Origin of the sequence: Mycobacterium sp. NPDC051804 (genome assembly GCF_044452905.1) — a bacterium.
Lineage (GTDB): Bacteria > Actinomycetota > Actinomycetes > Mycobacteriales > Mycobacteriaceae > Mycobacterium.
Window position 1 is genome coordinate 491,491 of the sequence record NZ_JBITCD010000001.1, and the last position, 15,430, is coordinate 506,920.

At 66.3% G+C, this 15,430-nt stretch carries 19 protein-coding genes; 14 read left to right on the forward strand and 5 right to left on the reverse strand.

Features of this window, described 5'->3' with window-relative positions; translation table 11 throughout:
- Window positions 1-86: 86 nt before the first annotated feature.
- Both ACIA48_RS02390 and ACIA48_RS02395 read left to right on the forward strand, forming a co-directional pair.
- Window positions 87-1,556, forward strand: coding sequence for an amidase (locus ACIA48_RS02390; RefSeq protein WP_396727254.1), 1,470 nt, complete (start codon window positions 87-89; stop codon window positions 1,554-1,556).
- 53 nt (window positions 1,557-1,609) lie between these two features.
- Window positions 1,610-2,155, forward strand: coding sequence for a hypothetical protein (locus ACIA48_RS02395; RefSeq protein WP_396727256.1), 546 nt, complete (start codon window positions 1,610-1,612; stop codon window positions 2,153-2,155).
- A gap of 4 nt (window positions 2,156-2,159) precedes the next feature.
- Here the strand turns inward: ACIA48_RS02395 and ACIA48_RS02400 are convergent, their stop codons facing one another.
- Window positions 2,160-2,585 carry a pyridoxamine 5'-phosphate oxidase family protein gene (locus ACIA48_RS02400; RefSeq protein WP_396727258.1) on the reverse strand — a complete coding sequence of 142 codons (426 nt, stop codon included), beginning with the start codon at window positions 2,583-2,585 and terminating at the stop codon, window positions 2,160-2,162.
- A 168-nt stretch (window positions 2,586-2,753) separates the two neighbouring features.
- Between ACIA48_RS02400 and ACIA48_RS02405 the strand changes: the two genes are divergently transcribed.
- The 8 genes from ACIA48_RS02405 (at window position 2,754) to ACIA48_RS02440 (ending at window position 9,011) form a co-directional block, all read left to right on the forward strand.
- The gene (locus ACIA48_RS02405; RefSeq protein WP_396727260.1) at window positions 2,754-3,605 is read left to right on the forward strand and encodes an acyl-CoA thioesterase; all 852 of its coding nucleotides are present in this window, start codon (window positions 2,754-2,756) and stop codon (window positions 3,603-3,605) included.
- A 12-nt stretch (window positions 3,606-3,617) separates the two neighbouring features.
- Complete coding sequence (locus ACIA48_RS02410) at window positions 3,618-3,986, forward strand: nuclear transport factor 2 family protein (RefSeq protein WP_396727262.1); 369 nt, start codon at window positions 3,618-3,620, stop codon at window positions 3,984-3,986.
- A 70-nt stretch (window positions 3,987-4,056) separates the two neighbouring features.
- A complete protein-coding gene (locus ACIA48_RS02415; protein WP_396727264.1) occupies window positions 4,057-5,058 on the forward strand; it encodes an AAA family ATPase in 1,002 nt (333 codons plus the stop codon).
- 4 nt (window positions 5,059-5,062) lie between these two features.
- A complete protein-coding gene (locus ACIA48_RS02420) occupies window positions 5,063-5,935 on the forward strand; it encodes a DUF58 domain-containing protein (protein ID WP_396727266.1) in 873 nt (290 codons plus the stop codon).
- Window positions 5,925-6,398 (forward strand): hypothetical protein, encoded by a 474-nt coding sequence (locus ACIA48_RS02425; RefSeq protein ID WP_396727268.1) that lies wholly within the window; start codon window positions 5,925-5,927, stop codon window positions 6,396-6,398. The genes ACIA48_RS02420 and ACIA48_RS02425 overlap by 11 nt, the downstream gene beginning before the upstream one ends.
- Window positions 6,389-7,330 (forward strand): hypothetical protein, encoded by a 942-nt coding sequence (locus tag ACIA48_RS02430; protein ID WP_396727270.1) that lies wholly within the window; start codon window positions 6,389-6,391, stop codon window positions 7,328-7,330. Before ACIA48_RS02425 ends, ACIA48_RS02430 begins: the two co-directional genes overlap by 10 nt.
- Entirely contained in the window at window positions 7,327-8,301 is a 975-nt protein-coding gene (locus ACIA48_RS02435; RefSeq protein ID WP_396727271.1) for an LPXTG cell wall anchor domain-containing protein, read from the forward strand. Before ACIA48_RS02430 ends, ACIA48_RS02435 begins: the two co-directional genes overlap by 4 nt.
- Window positions 8,298-9,011 (forward strand): hypothetical protein, encoded by a 714-nt coding sequence (locus ACIA48_RS02440; RefSeq protein WP_396727273.1) that lies wholly within the window; start codon window positions 8,298-8,300, stop codon window positions 9,009-9,011. The genes ACIA48_RS02435 and ACIA48_RS02440 overlap by 4 nt, the downstream gene beginning before the upstream one ends.
- Window positions 9,012-9,015: 4 nt before the next feature.
- Here the strand turns inward: ACIA48_RS02440 and ACIA48_RS02445 are convergent, their stop codons facing one another.
- Window positions 9,016-9,324 carry a hypothetical protein gene (locus tag ACIA48_RS02445; protein ID WP_396728454.1) on the reverse strand — a complete coding sequence of 103 codons (309 nt, stop codon included), beginning with the start codon at window positions 9,322-9,324 and terminating at the stop codon, window positions 9,016-9,018.
- Window positions 9,325-9,462: 138 nt separating this feature from the next.
- On the opposite strand from ACIA48_RS02445, the gene ACIA48_RS02450 reads away from it, so the two are divergent.
- Window positions 9,463-10,299 carry an SDR family oxidoreductase gene (locus ACIA48_RS02450; protein WP_396727274.1) on the forward strand — a complete coding sequence of 279 codons (837 nt, stop codon included), beginning with the start codon at window positions 9,463-9,465 and terminating at the stop codon, window positions 10,297-10,299.
- Here ACIA48_RS02450 and ACIA48_RS02455 read toward each other — a convergent pair.
- The gene (locus ACIA48_RS02455) at window positions 10,296-11,126 is read right to left on the reverse strand and encodes an LLM class F420-dependent oxidoreductase (protein ID WP_396727276.1); all 831 of its coding nucleotides are present in this window, start codon (window positions 11,124-11,126) and stop codon (window positions 10,296-10,298) included. The genes ACIA48_RS02450 and ACIA48_RS02455 overlap by 4 nt on opposite strands.
- A 126-nt stretch (window positions 11,127-11,252) precedes the next feature.
- Between ACIA48_RS02455 and ACIA48_RS02460 the strand changes: the two genes are divergently transcribed.
- Window positions 11,253-11,906: a class I SAM-dependent methyltransferase gene (locus ACIA48_RS02460; protein WP_396727278.1), complete on the forward strand. Its 654-nt coding sequence runs from the start codon at window positions 11,253-11,255 to the stop codon at window positions 11,904-11,906.
- Here ACIA48_RS02460 and ACIA48_RS02465 read toward each other — a convergent pair.
- Window positions 11,885-12,565, reverse strand: coding sequence for a helix-turn-helix domain-containing protein (locus tag ACIA48_RS02465; protein WP_396727280.1), 681 nt, complete (start codon window positions 12,563-12,565; stop codon window positions 11,885-11,887). The two genes, ACIA48_RS02460 and ACIA48_RS02465, sit on opposite strands and share 22 nt — an antisense overlap.
- A gap of 16 nt (window positions 12,566-12,581) precedes the next feature.
- Window positions 12,582-13,358, reverse strand: coding sequence for a family 16 glycosylhydrolase (locus ACIA48_RS02470; protein ID WP_396728456.1), 777 nt, complete (start codon window positions 13,356-13,358; stop codon window positions 12,582-12,584).
- Between the two features lie 107 nt (window positions 13,359-13,465).
- On the opposite strand from ACIA48_RS02470, the gene ACIA48_RS02475 reads away from it, so the two are divergent.
- A complete protein-coding gene (locus ACIA48_RS02475) occupies window positions 13,466-14,827 on the forward strand; it encodes an MFS transporter (protein WP_396727282.1) in 1,362 nt (453 codons plus the stop codon).
- The gene (locus ACIA48_RS02480) at window positions 14,824-15,420 is read left to right on the forward strand and encodes an HD domain-containing protein (RefSeq protein ID WP_396727283.1); all 597 of its coding nucleotides are present in this window, start codon (window positions 14,824-14,826) and stop codon (window positions 15,418-15,420) included. The genes ACIA48_RS02475 and ACIA48_RS02480 overlap by 4 nt, the downstream gene beginning before the upstream one ends.
- The last annotated feature ends 10 nt before the right edge of the window (window positions 15,421-15,430 follow it).

The window sequence follows — 15,430 nt, forward strand, 5'->3', positions numbered from 1 at the left end:
GTGCTGGTGATCAACCCGTTAAGCAGCTCTGAATCCGGCGCGGGGGAGGGTGACCGAAGCAGCCCGGCTGCACATACGGTCGAAGCATGAACTTCGAGGAGTACCGGATGTACGACGCGGCCGGGCTGGCACAACTCGTCGCCGACAAGCACGTGTCCGCGGCTGAGCTGCTGGCGCTGGCGCGGGACCGCGCTGCCGCGGTGAACCCGCGGATCAACGCGATCGTGCGCGATGTCCCCGCCGAGCCGACTGCCGACAGCAGTGGTCCGTTCGCCGGTGTCCCATTCCTGATCAAGGACCTCGGGCAGGACTTCGCCGGTCTGCCGACGTCGGGCGGGTCGCGCGCGCTGATGTCGTTGCCCGCCGCCGAGCACGCGACCGTGGTGCAGCGCTGGATCGACGCCGGGTTGGTGATCTTCGGCAAGACCAACACCCCGGAGTTCGGCGCGAAGGGCGTCACCGAACCTGTCGCGTGGGGTCCCACGCGCAATCCGTGGGATCTGCAGCGCACACCCGGTGGTTCGTCGGGTGGTGCGGCGGCGGCGGTCGCAGCGGGGATCGTGCCGTGCGCAGGCGCGAGTGACGGCGGCGGTTCCATTCGCATCCCGGCGGCATGCTGCGGGCTCGTCGGCTTGAAGCCCGGCCGTGGTCTGACGCCCTCGGGTCCGGGCACGGGCGAGTCCATGCACGGAGCGGCGGTCCACGGCGTCGTCTCGCGGACCGTGCGCGACAGCGCCGCGATGCTCGACGTGATCCTTGGCGGAGAGCCGGGCGGACCGTTCGTGCCCGGGCTGCCGGATGCGCCGTTCGCGTCGAACGTGGGTGCGGACCCGGGGAAGCTGCGGATCGGCGTGCGGGTACCGTGCGCGATCACCCCGTCACCGCACCCCGAGGCGTATGCGGCCGTCGAGGCCACCGTCGCGGCGCTGACCGCGCTGGGCCACCACGTCGAGGAGCTGCCGCAAGCGCCGTTCGACGATGCGGCGCTCGCCCGCGAGTTTCTGCTTGCGTGGTTCGTCTACACCGCGTGGGAACTCGCCGAGGCCAAACGGGTGTCGGGAGCAGGCGACGAATCTTTCGAGCGCGACACCCTGATCCTCGCGGCAGTCGGCCGTGCGACCAGCAGCGTGGACTATGTCGATGCGGTCCAGAAGCGCCACGAGCACACGCGCAGGCTGACCACCTTCTTCGAGTCGTATGACCTGCTGATGACTCCCACACTGGCGACTCCGCCCCCGAAGATCGGCGAATTCGATCTGCCGATCGCGCTGCAAAAGGGCGCGGACCTGCTGCTCAAGACCCACACCGCCCGGGCGCTGCGCTACACCAAGATCGTCGACGACATGGTGGACAAGAACCTCGGCTGGGTTCCGTACACGCAGCTGGCGAATATCACTGGGAGGCCGGCGATTTCGCTGCCGTTGCATTGGACGGCCGAGGGTCTGCCGTTGGGTGTCCAGTTCGTCGCGCCGCTGGCGGGCGAGTCGCTGCTCATCCGGCTGGCGGCCCAGCTCGAGCAGGCACTGCCGTGGGCGGACCGTTTCGCGCCCGTTTAGTGGCGCACGCCACGGTTGGTTTGAGCCCGGGCGCAGGTGGAAACGGAATTACCATGCATCCCTTTCCAATCGTGCTGCTCAGCGCCGCGGCGTTGACCGGATGCGCGGCCTTCGCCAACCAGGCCGCCACAGAGTCCTCGACGGCCGGCGAGACGGCAAGCACCGTCGCGTCGCCCCGAACCGACGCGACAGGTACACCAACCCCCATCCCGTCCACCGACCAGATCCCGCCGATCGGCGACGTCTCCCTGGAAATCGACGACCGAGGTGATCTCGGGCAGATCATCGTCGATGGCTCGGGCCGCACCGTGTACGCGTTCACCACCGATCCCCTGAACGACCCCACCTGTTACGACGTTTGCGCGGACACGTGGCTGCCGATGCTGGCCAAGGGGAACCCGGCGGGCGGCATCGGTATCGACGCGGGGTCCGCGGCGACCACCCTGCGCCGCGACGGCGCCAAGCAGGTGACCTACAAGGGCCACCCGCTTTACCACTACGCGGGTGACACGAGCGACAAGGACGCCGACGGCCAGGGCCTGGACCTCTTCGGCGGTGAGTGGCATGTGCTGACGAAGGAGGGCCAACCGTTGGCCTGATCGGTCAGTACGTGTAGCGACTGACCTTTGTTGGGTGAATGACGAAGCGAACCTGGTCCTCGGCCAGAATCTCGGCAAGGTCGTTCGCGCGCAGCGGGTCGTCGAGATCCCAGTAGCGCTCGGCCAGGCGGGTGGCCAGATCGTGGCCACCATCGGGCTCCACCGTGGCGCGGCCCGCGACCGACACCCAGCGCTCGCGTTCGCCAACCGGGGCGGCGACGACGATTGAGGCCCGGGGATCGTCCTGCACCCGGCGTACCTTCAAAGTATCTGGGCCCGTGAATAATTGGACCGTTCCCTCAGTCGTGGCCTCGAACCACACCGGCCGCGGCTGCGGTGGAATCGGACCCTTGGCCACCGACAGGAATCCGTGCAGCGGACGCCGGAGAAACTCGAGGTCCTCGGTGGTCAGCGAGCTGCCGGAGCTCATTCGTCGGCTGTCGCGTCGTCCTCGTCGGCCTCCGTCGGCAGAGCGTCCGCTCCCGGCGTGGCTGGGGTGGTCAGAATCTCGTCGGTTTCGTCCTTGTTCTCCGGTGTCGTCATGTCAGACCCTTACCCGCGATCCGACCGGCGAAAACGGCTGCGGCATGATGCCCAGGTGATATACCGCGCGCCGAACCTGGCCGACGTTATCGCCACCCTCCGCGTCGATCGTCTGGACGACAACCACTTCCAGGCCCCGCAGCTCGACAATCCGGCACACCACATCGTCGGCGGTCATATCGCGGGGCAGGCGTTGATGGCGGCGAGCCTGACGGCGCCCGGTCGGACACCGCACAGCGTGCACGTGTACTACGTGCGAGCCGGTGACGCCCGTGAGCCCGTGGAGTTCCTCGTCGATGTGGCGCGCGACGGCGGTGCACTGTCAACCCGTCAGGTCACGGCCCGGCAGAACGGCGAGATCCTGCTCGAAGTCCTCGCATCTCTGAGCGCGCCGATCGAGGCGCTCGACTACTACCAGCCGATGCCGGACGTCGCCGATCCCGAAACGCTGCCTCCTGTTCAAGAGCAGTTGGTGGATTACGCGGACGAGTACGGCGGCCACTGGGTGCGATCGCAGCCGTTCGATCTGCGCTACGTGGATCCGCCGCCCCGTCTCGCGCAGGAACTATCCGAGCCGTCTTCGCGGTTGCGAATGTGGTGGCGGCCCAACGGTTCTGTACCGGACGACGAAGTGCTGCACAGCTGTCTGCTGACCTATCTGTCGGGGACGACGATGGTCGAGGCGGCTCTCGCGCGGCGCCGACAGACACCCATCGGCACCTTCAACGCGCTCATCGACCACGCGCTGTGGTTTCACCGGCCCGTCGACCTGTCGGACTGGGTGCTGTCCGACCAGGTTTCGCCGAGCGGTATCGGCGGCCGCGGGCTGTCGACGTCAACCATGTACAACCGCGCGGGCCAACTGGTCTGCATCGCGACCCAGGAGCTCTACTTCGGCCGAAAATAACCAGGAGGCGTGATGTCCAGCGAAAACATTGAGAACCTGATGCTGGCGAACCTGCTCGAAGTGTTCAATGAACGCGACGAGGCGGCGCGGCGCGCGGCGATCGAGCGCACCTATGCGGCGGACGTGCGGTGGACAGATGCCGAGGGTGTGACAACCGGACGCGACGCACTTGACGCGAAATGCGTTGCGCTCCAGAACCAACTGGGAGATCAACAGTTCGCCGCGGCGGGCCCGGTACACGTGCTGCCCGGGTTCGGATATCTGGCCTGGAATCTCGTCGACCCGACAACCGGACAAATGAGCATGTCCGGATTCGACGCGGCAACGATCGAAGACGGCGTCATCGTCGCCCTCTACACGGTGCTGATCCCACCTGTGTGACGCGTTCTCACGCGTGAGATCGCCGTGGTGGGGTATCCAGGCGTGACTCGCCCCCTTGAGGAAGGCCTCTATGACCGCGCCCCAACAACGGCTTGACCAGCGGAATCTGGCAGAAGCCGAACGCGTGGTAGCCGCGGTCTCCTCGGCGTTCTCCGCCAAGGTGGTCGGCCAGCACGAGCTGCGCGAATCACTGCTGATCACGCTCCTCGCCGGAGGACACCTGCTGATCGAGAGCGTGCCCGGCCTGGCCAAGACGACCGCAGCCCGCGTCATCGCCGAATCAATCCAGGGCGGCTTCCGGCGGATCCAGTGCACGCCCGATCTGCTGCCCAGCGACATCATCGGCACGCAGATCTACGACGCGGCCACCAACTCCTTCGTCACCCAACTCGGGCCCGTGCACGCCAATATCGTTCTGTTGGACGAGATCAACCGATCCAGCGCGAAGACACAGAGCGCGATGCTCGAAGCGATGGAAGAGCGCCAGACGACCATTGCGGGAGTGGAATACGCGATCCCCGAACCCTTCCTGGTCATCGCGACCCAGAACCCCGTCGAGCAAGAAGGCACGTATCCCCTCTCCGAGGCGCAAACAGACCGCTTCATGCTCAAGGACCTCGTGGCCTATCCCTCCGTTGACGACGAAGTCGAGGTCGTGTCGCGGATGGACGCCGGCCTGTACGAAAAGAACCACCGAACGCATCCGGTGGTCGGGGTCGACGACATCCGGCGTGTGCAGGACCTCGTCCGAACCGTGTACATGGACCGGGACCTGATCGAGTACGCCAGTCGGTTGGTGAGCGTGACGCGGGCACCGGAGCAATTTCTCCCGGCGAACCTCGCCCGGCTGATCGAATACGGTGCGAGTCCCAGGGCGACGATCGCGTTCTGCCGCACAGCGCGCGCGCTCGCTGTCGTCCGCGGGCGCAATCACGTCGTGCCCGACGATGTCGCGAGCCTTGCCCATCGCGTGCTGCGCCACCGCCTGATTCTCGGGTTCGAGGCGGCCAGCTTGCAGATCACCCCGGACGTGGTGATCGACGCGGTGTTGGCAGCGGTGCGGGTGCCGTGAGGTCATGGGTACGCATCTCGACCGCGCGAAACAGTTCTTCGGCCGCGACACCACGGGTCTGCTCGACGGTGGCCGGTATGCGCTGGTGCACACCCGCAGCCTCGAATTCGACGACTTGCGTCCGTATGTGCCCGGCGACGACGTCCGCGATATCGACTGGAAGGCAACGGCGCGTTCGGGCCACGTCCTGATCAAGCGCTTCGTCTCCGAGAAGCACCACAAGATCCTCGTCATCGCCGACGCAGGAAAGAACACCGTCGCGCAGGCGCCCTCCGGCGAGCGTAAGCGCGATGTCGCCGCGCACGTCATCGGTGCGATAGGCCTGATCACGTTGCGTCGCTCCGACGAGATCGGCATGGTGTTCGGCGATGTCCGTGGATGCGTCGACATCCGCCTGCGCCGCGGCGAGACGCACATCGAGAGCATGCTGCACCGGTTTCACCACCACACCACGACCAAACCCGCACCCAGCAGCGTTGTCACACAGTTGAATTGGGTGGCCAAGCACTATCGGCGCCCGCTGTTGATCTTCGTGGTATCGGACGAACCGGAGATCAGCGAGGGTCTCGGTGAGACGCTCACCCAACTCACCGCACGACACGACGTGCTGTGGGCGATGGTCGCCGACATGGCTGTGGTCGGGTCGGTCGATGATGAGGACGACGGGTACGACATCGCCGATGGCCGTGTCCTCATGAGCGGCGCTGAGTTAGGGCCGCACGTCGTCGAGGCCTACCGACAGGCTGAATTCGAACGGCGGGAACGTCTTTCGGAGTTCCTGACGGTCCACGGCGTAGCACACGCGAGGTTCACCGGGAGCACACGCATCAGGGCCGGGCTGACGGCGATGACCGGAGCGTTCGCCCGTGTCAGATGAACTCGTCCAGTTCGTCATCGGACCCACGCCGTATTCGTCGTGGTGGCTGTGGCTCGCGGTTCTGCTGCTGTTCGTTCTGATCGGTTGGTACGCCGCGGTGGTCGTGTGGACGATGCCGGGACGACGGATCAGCGGTCTGCCCGTCATCGGTGCTGCCCGTAGCGAGCTGGTCCGACGACGGTCCGCTCGAGCGGTACACGCCATAGGTGAGCGCTACCGCGCCGGCGAACTGGCGGCGGCTCCCGCCGCGGCGGCGTTGAGTCGCGAGCTGCGCGCCTTTCTGCACACAGCGACCGGTGCGCGTGCCGAATACATGCAGCTCGACACGATTGCCGCCGGCGAGTTGGCCGCGGCTGCACCGGTTTTGACATCCCTTATCGACGCGCAGTTCAACGCCGACTCGGTTGTCGACGTCGGAGCCGTCAGCGACTCCGCCGAGGAGTTGATCCACACGTGGAGCTGACGTGGTGGATGGTGGCGATCGCAGGCTGTCTCGGCTTGGCGATCTGCATCGCGGCAGGGCTGGTGAAGCCGATGCGGATGGCGCCGCGACGACTGCGGCTGCTGGCCAACGTCGAACGGCTGACCCGGCTGCCGGAGTATCGCCGTGCGGCACGGCTGCGCACGTTGTCGGCGGTGGCCGCGATCGTGCTGTTGACAGTCATCTTCGGTGCCTCGGTGATCGCTGCTGCTCGCCCGACGGGATTACCCTCGGCCGCACGGCAATCGCAGGGCGCCCTGCCCGAGGACATCATGCTGTGTATGGGAGGACCGCCAAGCGACCCGACGGTTCGTGCGACGCTGCGGTACTTCGCCGCGCAGGTGCAGACGTTCACCACTCAGCGCATCGGCTTGACCACCGCCGATCGGCGACTCGTGCCGCTGACGCGTGATTATCAATATGCCGCAGCTCAATTCAACGCAGCCGAATGGCCGCCGACCGCTTCCTATGTCAACTACGCAGGCGGTGTGGAGGACGTGCTGGCGTTGTGTCTGGCTGGGTTTCCGTCCGCTGATGACGAAGTAGCGCAGCGGCGTTCGCTCATCTACGTCGGACCTGGGTCACGTCGCGCACCCGGTGACACCCGGCCGGCCCTGTTCACCCCCGGCGCCGTCGGCGACATGACAGCCGAGGGTGAGGTCCAGGTCAACGTCTTGTGGACCGATACGGCGAACGGCGCCCTGGATGCAATGGCCCGCGAGAGCGGAGGCCGCGCGTTCCCGGCGAATACCGACACGGCGGCCGACCTCTCCGAGATCCGCGACCACCCGCCTCCGCCGACCGCGTCGCAGGCCGCCGCTGTCAGCGCCGTCGAAACACCGGACATACCACTGGTCTTGGCGTTGGTGGCGCTCGTCGGCCTGGTGCTGTGGCCGCTGGTGGTGCGGCGATGACCCTGCATCCGGTATTGCCGCTGGCCCTCTTGATCGGTGTGGCCGCCGTGCTTGTCGCGTCCCAGATCATCACGCTGCGACGCTGGCGAGCCGCCGGGCGTCACCGGGCGGCGCTGGGCCGTTGGCTCCTCGTCACCGGTGCGGCGCTCCTGCTCGTCGTGGCGGCCACTCGCGTCGTGTTCGTCGGTGACGACCAGGCGCCCACGCGTAGCGCCGGGGACACCGAACCGAACGTCTTCCTGGTCGTCGACCGCTCACCGGATATGGCGGTTCGGGACCTCGATGGACGCTCCCGAATGGACGTGGTGCGCGAGGACCTCGACGTGCTGATCGATCGATACCCCCGAGCGCGGTTCGCCGTCATCGGGTTCTCATCGGCCCCGTCACTCGACTGGCCGCTGTCCGCGGACACGTGGGGCCTGCGGCCGATATTGGACACCATCACGCCCTACGCGTTCGGGCCTGACGCCGTCACGCAAGCCAACGCCGGTGCGGCGAGCACGGTGTTGCGTTACCAGCTGATCAGTGCGGTTCAGCAGTATCCGCGAGCGACGACACTGGTCTTCTACCTCGGCGCGGGCGCGCCCGAGTCCGATTTGCCCGCAAGGGAATTCACCCCACCGGCGGGGGCGGTCGACGGCGGTGCGGTGCTCGGCTATGGCACGCGCGAAGGCGGCCCGATTCCCGGCACGGATATCGAGCGGTCGTCGGTCGATGACGCCACACTGCGCGCTGTTGCCGGCCAACTGGGTGTGCCCTTCGTTGCGCGTACGGACGACGCGCCACTGACGGCTGAGTTGCCCGACGGGGGTGGGACGGGCGAGCAGGCGGCGGCCGCTGCCTCGACGGGGGACACCGAAACCTATTGGTTGCCTGCGCTCGGCGCTGCGGTGCTCATCCTCCTCGAGCTCTACTTCGTGCTGCGCGATTTCCGTCGCAGCCGATACGTCGGAGTGGAGCTGGCGGGATGACGTTCCTGAACTGGTGGCGAAGCGGTCCGGCGCGACTGCGGCTGAGACGTCGGCTGCTGGTGTTCTCCGCGCCGGTGGCGCTGCTCCTCGTGGTCGTGATCATCAAGTCGCTGTCGGTCGTGGTCGCCGGCGGCTCTGCCGCTTCGGCGTTCACTGAGCGCGACAGCGACGGACTACGCCGCGCGGTGGACTCGCTCACCGTGCTCAACGTGATCGAACCGGCCAAGGCCCCATTCGCCGCGGGCAGCCTCGCGGTGCTCGACAACCGTCTCGATGAGGCGGACCGACAGTTCGGCGAAAGTCTGGCGCGCACGGAGTCGTGCGCTGCGCGGGTCAACCTCGAACTCGTCCGCGAGACCTTGGGGGATAGGGCGGCCGCGGTGTTCGACAATCAAACCGCTGTCGACTACTACCTCGGCGCGCGCACCGTCGTCGAACAGGCTCCACAGGGATGCTTTGCGGGGAACACCGACCCCGATCCGCAGCGACAGGTGTTACGTGACGAGGCGCTAATGCGCCTCAACCGGAAGATCGACGCGGCGCAGGTGGCTCCACCGCCGCCTCCGCCGGCGCCAGAGGCCACAGTTACGCCTCCGCCGCCGTCCGGAGGTACGACAACGCGCGACGACTCACAATTGCGACTCGAACCCGGCACCCCGATGGAACGCCTGCAGCAGATACTTCGCGACGCCGCACGCGCCCCTGGCTGAGGGGTTATCCGCCGCCGGTGACGATATTCGACGACAGCAGGAGGGGCTGGCCGTTCTTAAAGATCGCCCAGCGCCCGCCCCAGCCGGACGTCCACACAACGGGCTCGCCGAGCCAGAATTCGGTCGGTTTCGGTGGTGCGTTGGGCGGCGGAACTTCGCCAAGAACAGGCGGTGGCGGTGCCGGTGCTTCGGCGGGTCGAGGAGGCGGTGGCGGCGGCTGAGCGATCGCGAGCCCGGCGCCCATACCGAGTGTGGCTGCGGTCAGCCCGCCGGAGACCGCAACTGCGGTCAAAGTGGTCTTGATCGACAGCATCAGCATCACTCCAGCATCACGGCATCATTCGGCTAATTAGTATCCGTAACCACCCTACGTGATCACTAAACGTAAGGACGTCACTATGACATCGGATCAGGGATATGTAACGCCGCCGTTTTTGTATACGGTCCAGATATGACTCAAGTGTCGGTAATCACAGGCGGTGTGGGCGGCATGGGCCTGGCCACGGCCAACATCGTCGGCCGGGACCACACAGTCGTGCTCTGCGACGTCAGACAGGAGCGCCTCGACGCGGCGGCGGACGCGCTGTCACACCTCGAAGCGTCTCCGGTGATCGTCAACTGCGACGTCACCGACCGGGCGGCGGTAGCGCAGCTATTCGACACCGCAAACGGCCTCGGGACGATCGCCTCCGTCATTCACACGGCCGGAGTCAGCCCCAGCATGGGCGACGCCGACTACGTCATGCGGACCAATGCGATGGGCACGGTCAACGTCAACGAGGTGTTCTACGAGTTGGCCGCCGAGGGCGCGGCGATCGTCAACGTGGCATCAATGGCGGCACACATGCTGCCCGACGAGCTGATCCCGGCCGCGCAGTTTCCGACGGCCATGACCGACGAGGCCGCTTTCATGGCGGCGATGCTGGCGGCCTGCGACATCGCCGGTGAGGAGGCGCGCTCCGGCATCGCCTACGCGATCAGCAAGAGCTTCGTACGGTGGTACAGCTCGGCGCAGTGCGAGCGGTTCAACGGCAAGGGGCTGCGCATCCTGTCGGTCTCGCCGGGGTCCATCGACACCGAGATGGGCAGGCTCGAGGAGCAGGCGGGGGCCGGGGCGATGGTCGCCGACGCCGCGGTTCCGCGCTGGGGCAAGCCCGAGGAGATGGGCGCGCTGCTCGCCTTCTGCGCAAGCGAGGCGGCCGGTTATCTCACGGGCACAGATGTCCTCAACGATGGTGGAGTGATCGCCTCGATGAAGGAGCGCGCCAGGGTCGCCGCCCAGAGCTAGCCGCGGTACTTGGCGACCTGTTCGGCGTACTCGTCGAGCAACCGCAGCGACTCGTCCAGCGGCTTGGTCGGTAGCAGCAGCGCCACCTGCCCGAACCCCAGATCCTCGACGGCGTGCCAGTAGTCCGGATCGACCGGCGTGCCGAATTGTGCCAGCGGGACGTCGTGCCCCGCGCCGTCGCGGAGCTGGCTGATGCGCTTGGCCAGATGCTCGGCGGGAAATGCATTGGAGATCCAGCCCGCCTCGTGCCGGATGATCCGCTTGACGGTGGCAGCGGAGTCGCCGCCGATGTAGATCGGCGGATGCGGCTTCTGCATCGGCTTCGGACGCAGGTACGACGAATCGAAATCGACGTACTTGCCGTGGAACTCCGCGGGCTCGTCGGTCCATAGCGTGCGGATGGCCTCGATGCGCTCGTCGAGCAGCGCACCGCGTGTCTTGGGGTCGGTGCCGTGGTGGCGCAGTTCCTCGAGGTTCCAGCCGGCGCCCACACCGAAGACGAACCGTCCGCCCGAGATCAGGTCGATGCTCGCGGCTTCCTTCGCAGTGGTGATTGGATCGCGCTGGATGAGCAGTGCGATGCCGGTGAACAGCTCGATTTTCGACGTCACCGCCGCCGCGGCGGCCAACGTGACGAAGGGGTCGAGAGTCCGGTAGTACTTCTCGGGCAGCTCGCCGCCCATCGGATACGGTGACTCCCGGCTCGCCGGAATGTGCGTGTGCTCGGCGATCACGAGCGAATCGAAACCGCGCTCCTCGACTGCCTTCGCAAGCGAGACCGGGTCGATGCCGTCGTCGGTCACGAACGTGGAGATCCCGAACTCCATCCACCACTCCCATCGTCTTAGTGCTCAAGGCCGCATCGAGGAGATGTATTCCCTGTGTTTACTGCTAATCGCCGGACAAGCGTTTTGTTCAAGACCGCATGGCAGGCGGGCGCCGACACTGAGCACATGAGTGAGCAGGCCTTCACCCCGGCCGCCGGGCGCTTCGCCCCGACGCGGTTCTACGACCCGGTCGTCGCGCTGACGCGTGAGCGGCTGTGGCGGTCGCTGGCCGCCATGTACGTCGCGCCGCGACCCGGCGACGTCATCGCCGATGTGGGCTGCGGTACCGGATCGTTGGCGGTGCTCCTGAGCCGCGTAGAACCGCGCGCGCAGATCATCGGGCTGGACCCGGACCGCGAAGTGCTCGCGCTGGCGCGCGACAAGGCCGACGCGGGCGGCGTCAGGGTGGACTGGCGCGTGAGCATGGGCGACGCGCTGGTGGACGCGTTGGGCGCGAACTCGGTGGACACTGTCGTGTCCAGCCTGGTGCTGCACCAATGTCCGCTGCCCATGAAGCAGGCGGTACTCGCCTCGATCTACGACGTCTTGAAGCCCGGCGGCAAGGTGGTGATCGCCGACTTCGGGCTGCAGCGTACGGCGTTGATGCGCATGGCGTTCCGCATCGTCCAGCTCGCCGACGGAAAGGACGACACCCAGCCCAACGCGGACGGAGTGCTGCCAAAGCTGTTGTCCGAGTGCAGGTTCAGTGATGTGCGCGAGGCCGAGGTGGTGCCGACGGTGAGTGGGTCGATCTCCGTCTACGTCGCCTGCAAGGAGTGACTGCGCACTATCGGAAGCAGGGCCGCGGGCGTGAGCCCCATCATCTCGCGCATCTGACGGGTGAGATGTGCCTGATCGGCGAAGCCCGCCTCGGTCGCAGCGTCCGCCAAGGACTGACCCCGTCGTAGCGCCTCTGCGGCGCGGCGCAGCCGGGTCCACACCCGCCAGCGGGCCAGCGGCATGCCCAACTGCTGCCGTGCGAGCGCGCGCAGTCGCTGCGGTGAGAGCCCGACTTCGGATGCCAGATCCGGGAGCGCAATATCGCTGTCCGCCAGAGTATTCAGTGCATCGACGAGGCGTGGGTCCAGGTCGTCGGAGCCGCGGATGCCCGCCGGGCGGACGTCGTCCTCGCCCAGGCCTAGTAACTCGGGGGCCGCGGTGATGCCGTCGCCGTAGTGCTCGCGCAGCCGGTCGGCGAAGGCGCAGTGGGGTTCGATGAAGTAGGTCAGCACATCCGCGGTGGCCAGCAGGCAGTGTCGTTGCATAGGGGGCACCACGAGTGCTGCGGCCCGATGGGTGACGTCGGCCGCGTCCACGACACCGACCTCGTCGCCGATCCCGATCATGATCTGGAAGGCTGCGTGTCGATGGAGGGTGCCAGCCGTCGTCGGACCGCGATAGACCGCGTAACCCTCGCCGATTGCGAAGCGAGGAATCACGCTGGCGTCCAACGTTTTACCAGACGCGAACCCAGTCGACGAGCATCGTCGCCGGGTAGGTGCCCCCACTGGGATCGCCGCCCCCGGAGCCGGCGACCGCGAGACCCAGGATCGGGAACAGCGTGAAGCCGGGGTTGCTGAACTGGTAATTGGGCAGCATGTCGGGCGTGACGGTGAAGTACGGCGATGCACCCTCGGTGTGGTCCAACCAGAAGCTGATGCCCGCGTCGGTCCACTGTGCGCGCCAGTTGTGCCACGCGCTGTCCGGCGTGATGTTGTGGCTGACGTGTTCGCCGCCGTTGAGGTTGGCGTGGACGGTGGTTCCCGGTGCCCAGCTGCCGTTGCCGTACCACTCGATGATGTCGACTTCGCCGCCGTGGGCGGGATCATTGTTGGCGAGGTACCAGGCGGGCCAGCATCCGGGGGTCAGGCAGTTGAACTTGACCCGGGCTTCCCAGGTGGTGTTGATGGGGCCGCGGTACTTGCCGAAGAGCTTGCCGCTGTAGTACGTGTCGCCGTCCTTGGCGGCACGGAGTACGAGGTTCGAATTGCCGTCGAGGAACAGGTTGCGCCGGTCGTCGCGGTACTGGCCGACGTTTTCAGGCAACTCCCAGAAAGTTGGGTCCTCCATACTCTCGCGTTCATACGCGGGCTCCCAGAACGAGAAGTCCGGGGCGGAGCCTGCCTCTCCGTCGAAGTTGTCCTCGAAGAGGTACTTGCCGGACGGCGGGTCAGCATGGGCGGCGGGCAGGGACACGGTGGCCGCAAGTGCGCCGATGCCGGCAATCTGCATGACGCGGCGGCGATTCAATTCGGGAACCACAGGAATAGGTAAGCGTTTATCGCTCCGAAGCGCAAACCCCTTCCGATATTGCGGGTCGTAGGGCTAGCGTCCCCGGCATGACTACGGCGTCCCCCCAAACCGGCCCGACACGCGCCCCCACCAGCACCAGAAGGGCAGTGCTAAACACCATCAAGGGCTCAGCGGGCAACCTCGTCGAGTGGTATGACGTCTACGTCTACACGGTGTTCGCGTCCTATTTCGAGGCGCAGTTCTTTGACAAGGCAGATACCAACTCAACGGTGTACATCTACGCGATCTTCGCGGTGACGTTCGTGATGCGCCCGGTGGGATCGTGGTTCTTCGGCCGGTTCGCCGACCGCCGCGGACGCAAGGCGGCCTTGATGTTCAGCATCACCGTGATGTCGACGTGCTCGTTCGTTGTGGCGATCATGCCGACGCGCGAAAGCATCGGCTACTGGGCGGCGGTCATTCTGATCCTGGCCCGCCTCGTACAGGGCTTCGCCACCGGAGGCGAGTACGGCACGTCGGCGACGTACATGTCGGAGGCGGCGACGGCGAACCGGCGCGGTTTCCTGTCGTCGTTCCAGTACGTCACGCTCGTCGGTGGCCACGTGCTGGCGCAGTTCACGTTGTTGATCGCGCTGCAGTTCCTCGATGACGACGCGATGCACGAGTGGGGTTGGCGCATCGGTTTCTTCATCGGAGGCGTCGCGGCGCTTGTGGTGCTGTGGATTCGGCGCTCGATGGACGAGTCGCTGAGCGAGACGCACCTGGAAGCGATTCGGGCGGGCAAGGACCGCGAGGCCGGCTCGTTGAAGACGCTGTTCACCACGCACTGGCGGCCACTGCTGCTCGTCTTCCTCATCACCGCAGGCGGCACGGTCGCGTTCTACACGTACAGCGTCAACGCACCCGCAATCGTCAAGTCCACCTTCGGTTCTGACCGCGCGATGACGGCGACGTGGGTCAACCTGCTCGGGCTGATCTTCCTGATGCTGCTGCAGCCGGTGGGTGGGCTCCTCAGCGACCGGGTCGGGCGCAAGCCACTGCTGGTCTTCTTCGGTGTGTCCGGCGCGATCTTTACATACATTCTGCTCACGTTCCTGCCGAAGACGACGTCGGCGATCATGGCGTTTCTCATCCTGGCCGTCGGCTACATCATCATCACGGGCTACACGTCGGTGAACGCGATCGTGAAGGCGGAGCTGTTCCCGGCCGAGATCCGTGCCCTTGGAGTGGGTTTGGGTTACGCGCTGGCGAACTCGGCGTTCGGTGGTACGGCCCCGATGCTGTACCAGGCGTCCAAGCCCGATCACGTGACGTTGTTCATCATCTACGTCACCGTGATCATCGGCGTGAGTTTGTTGGTCTACATCTTCGGGCTGAAGAACAAGGGCGAGACGGTGCTGGATCGCGAGCAGGGCAGCGCGTGGGCGGTGCCGTCGGGGGTCCGATGACCACGCCTGAGATTCTCGAAAACTCTTCCCTGGCTGAGGAGATCCTGGAATCGCATCGCCATTACGCGCACGGCGACGATGCGGGCTACGACGGCTATAAGGCGCACGTCTATCGCGTTATCAACTTCGCTCGTGCGTTCACAGCTGACGAAGGCAACCGCGACGACAAGCTGGCCATCGCGTCGGCGTTTCACGACCTGGCGGCATTCGACACGATCGACTACCTCGTGCCGTCGATCGAGGCGCAGGACGCATGGCTGGCCGAGACCGGCCGCGAGAGTTGGTCAGATGAGTTGGCGCTCATCGTCGCCGAGCATCATCGGCTGTTCGCCTACAAGCCTGGGCGCCCGCATGCGACGCTGGTGGAGGCGGTCCGCAAGGCTGATCTGGTCGAGGTGAGCCAGGGCAGGATCCGTTTCGGCCTCCCGCGTTCCTACGTCGACGAGGTTCGGGCAGCCTTCGACGCGGATGTCTTCTTCAAGCGGGTGGTGCCGTCCGGGGCGCGGCGTGCCCTTCGCACCTTCCAGCAGCCGGGCTTCCTGCGGCCCCGCAATGCGCTGGTGCGGTCGGGCCACCGGGGGATCGACCGCTAGATCTGTGCGA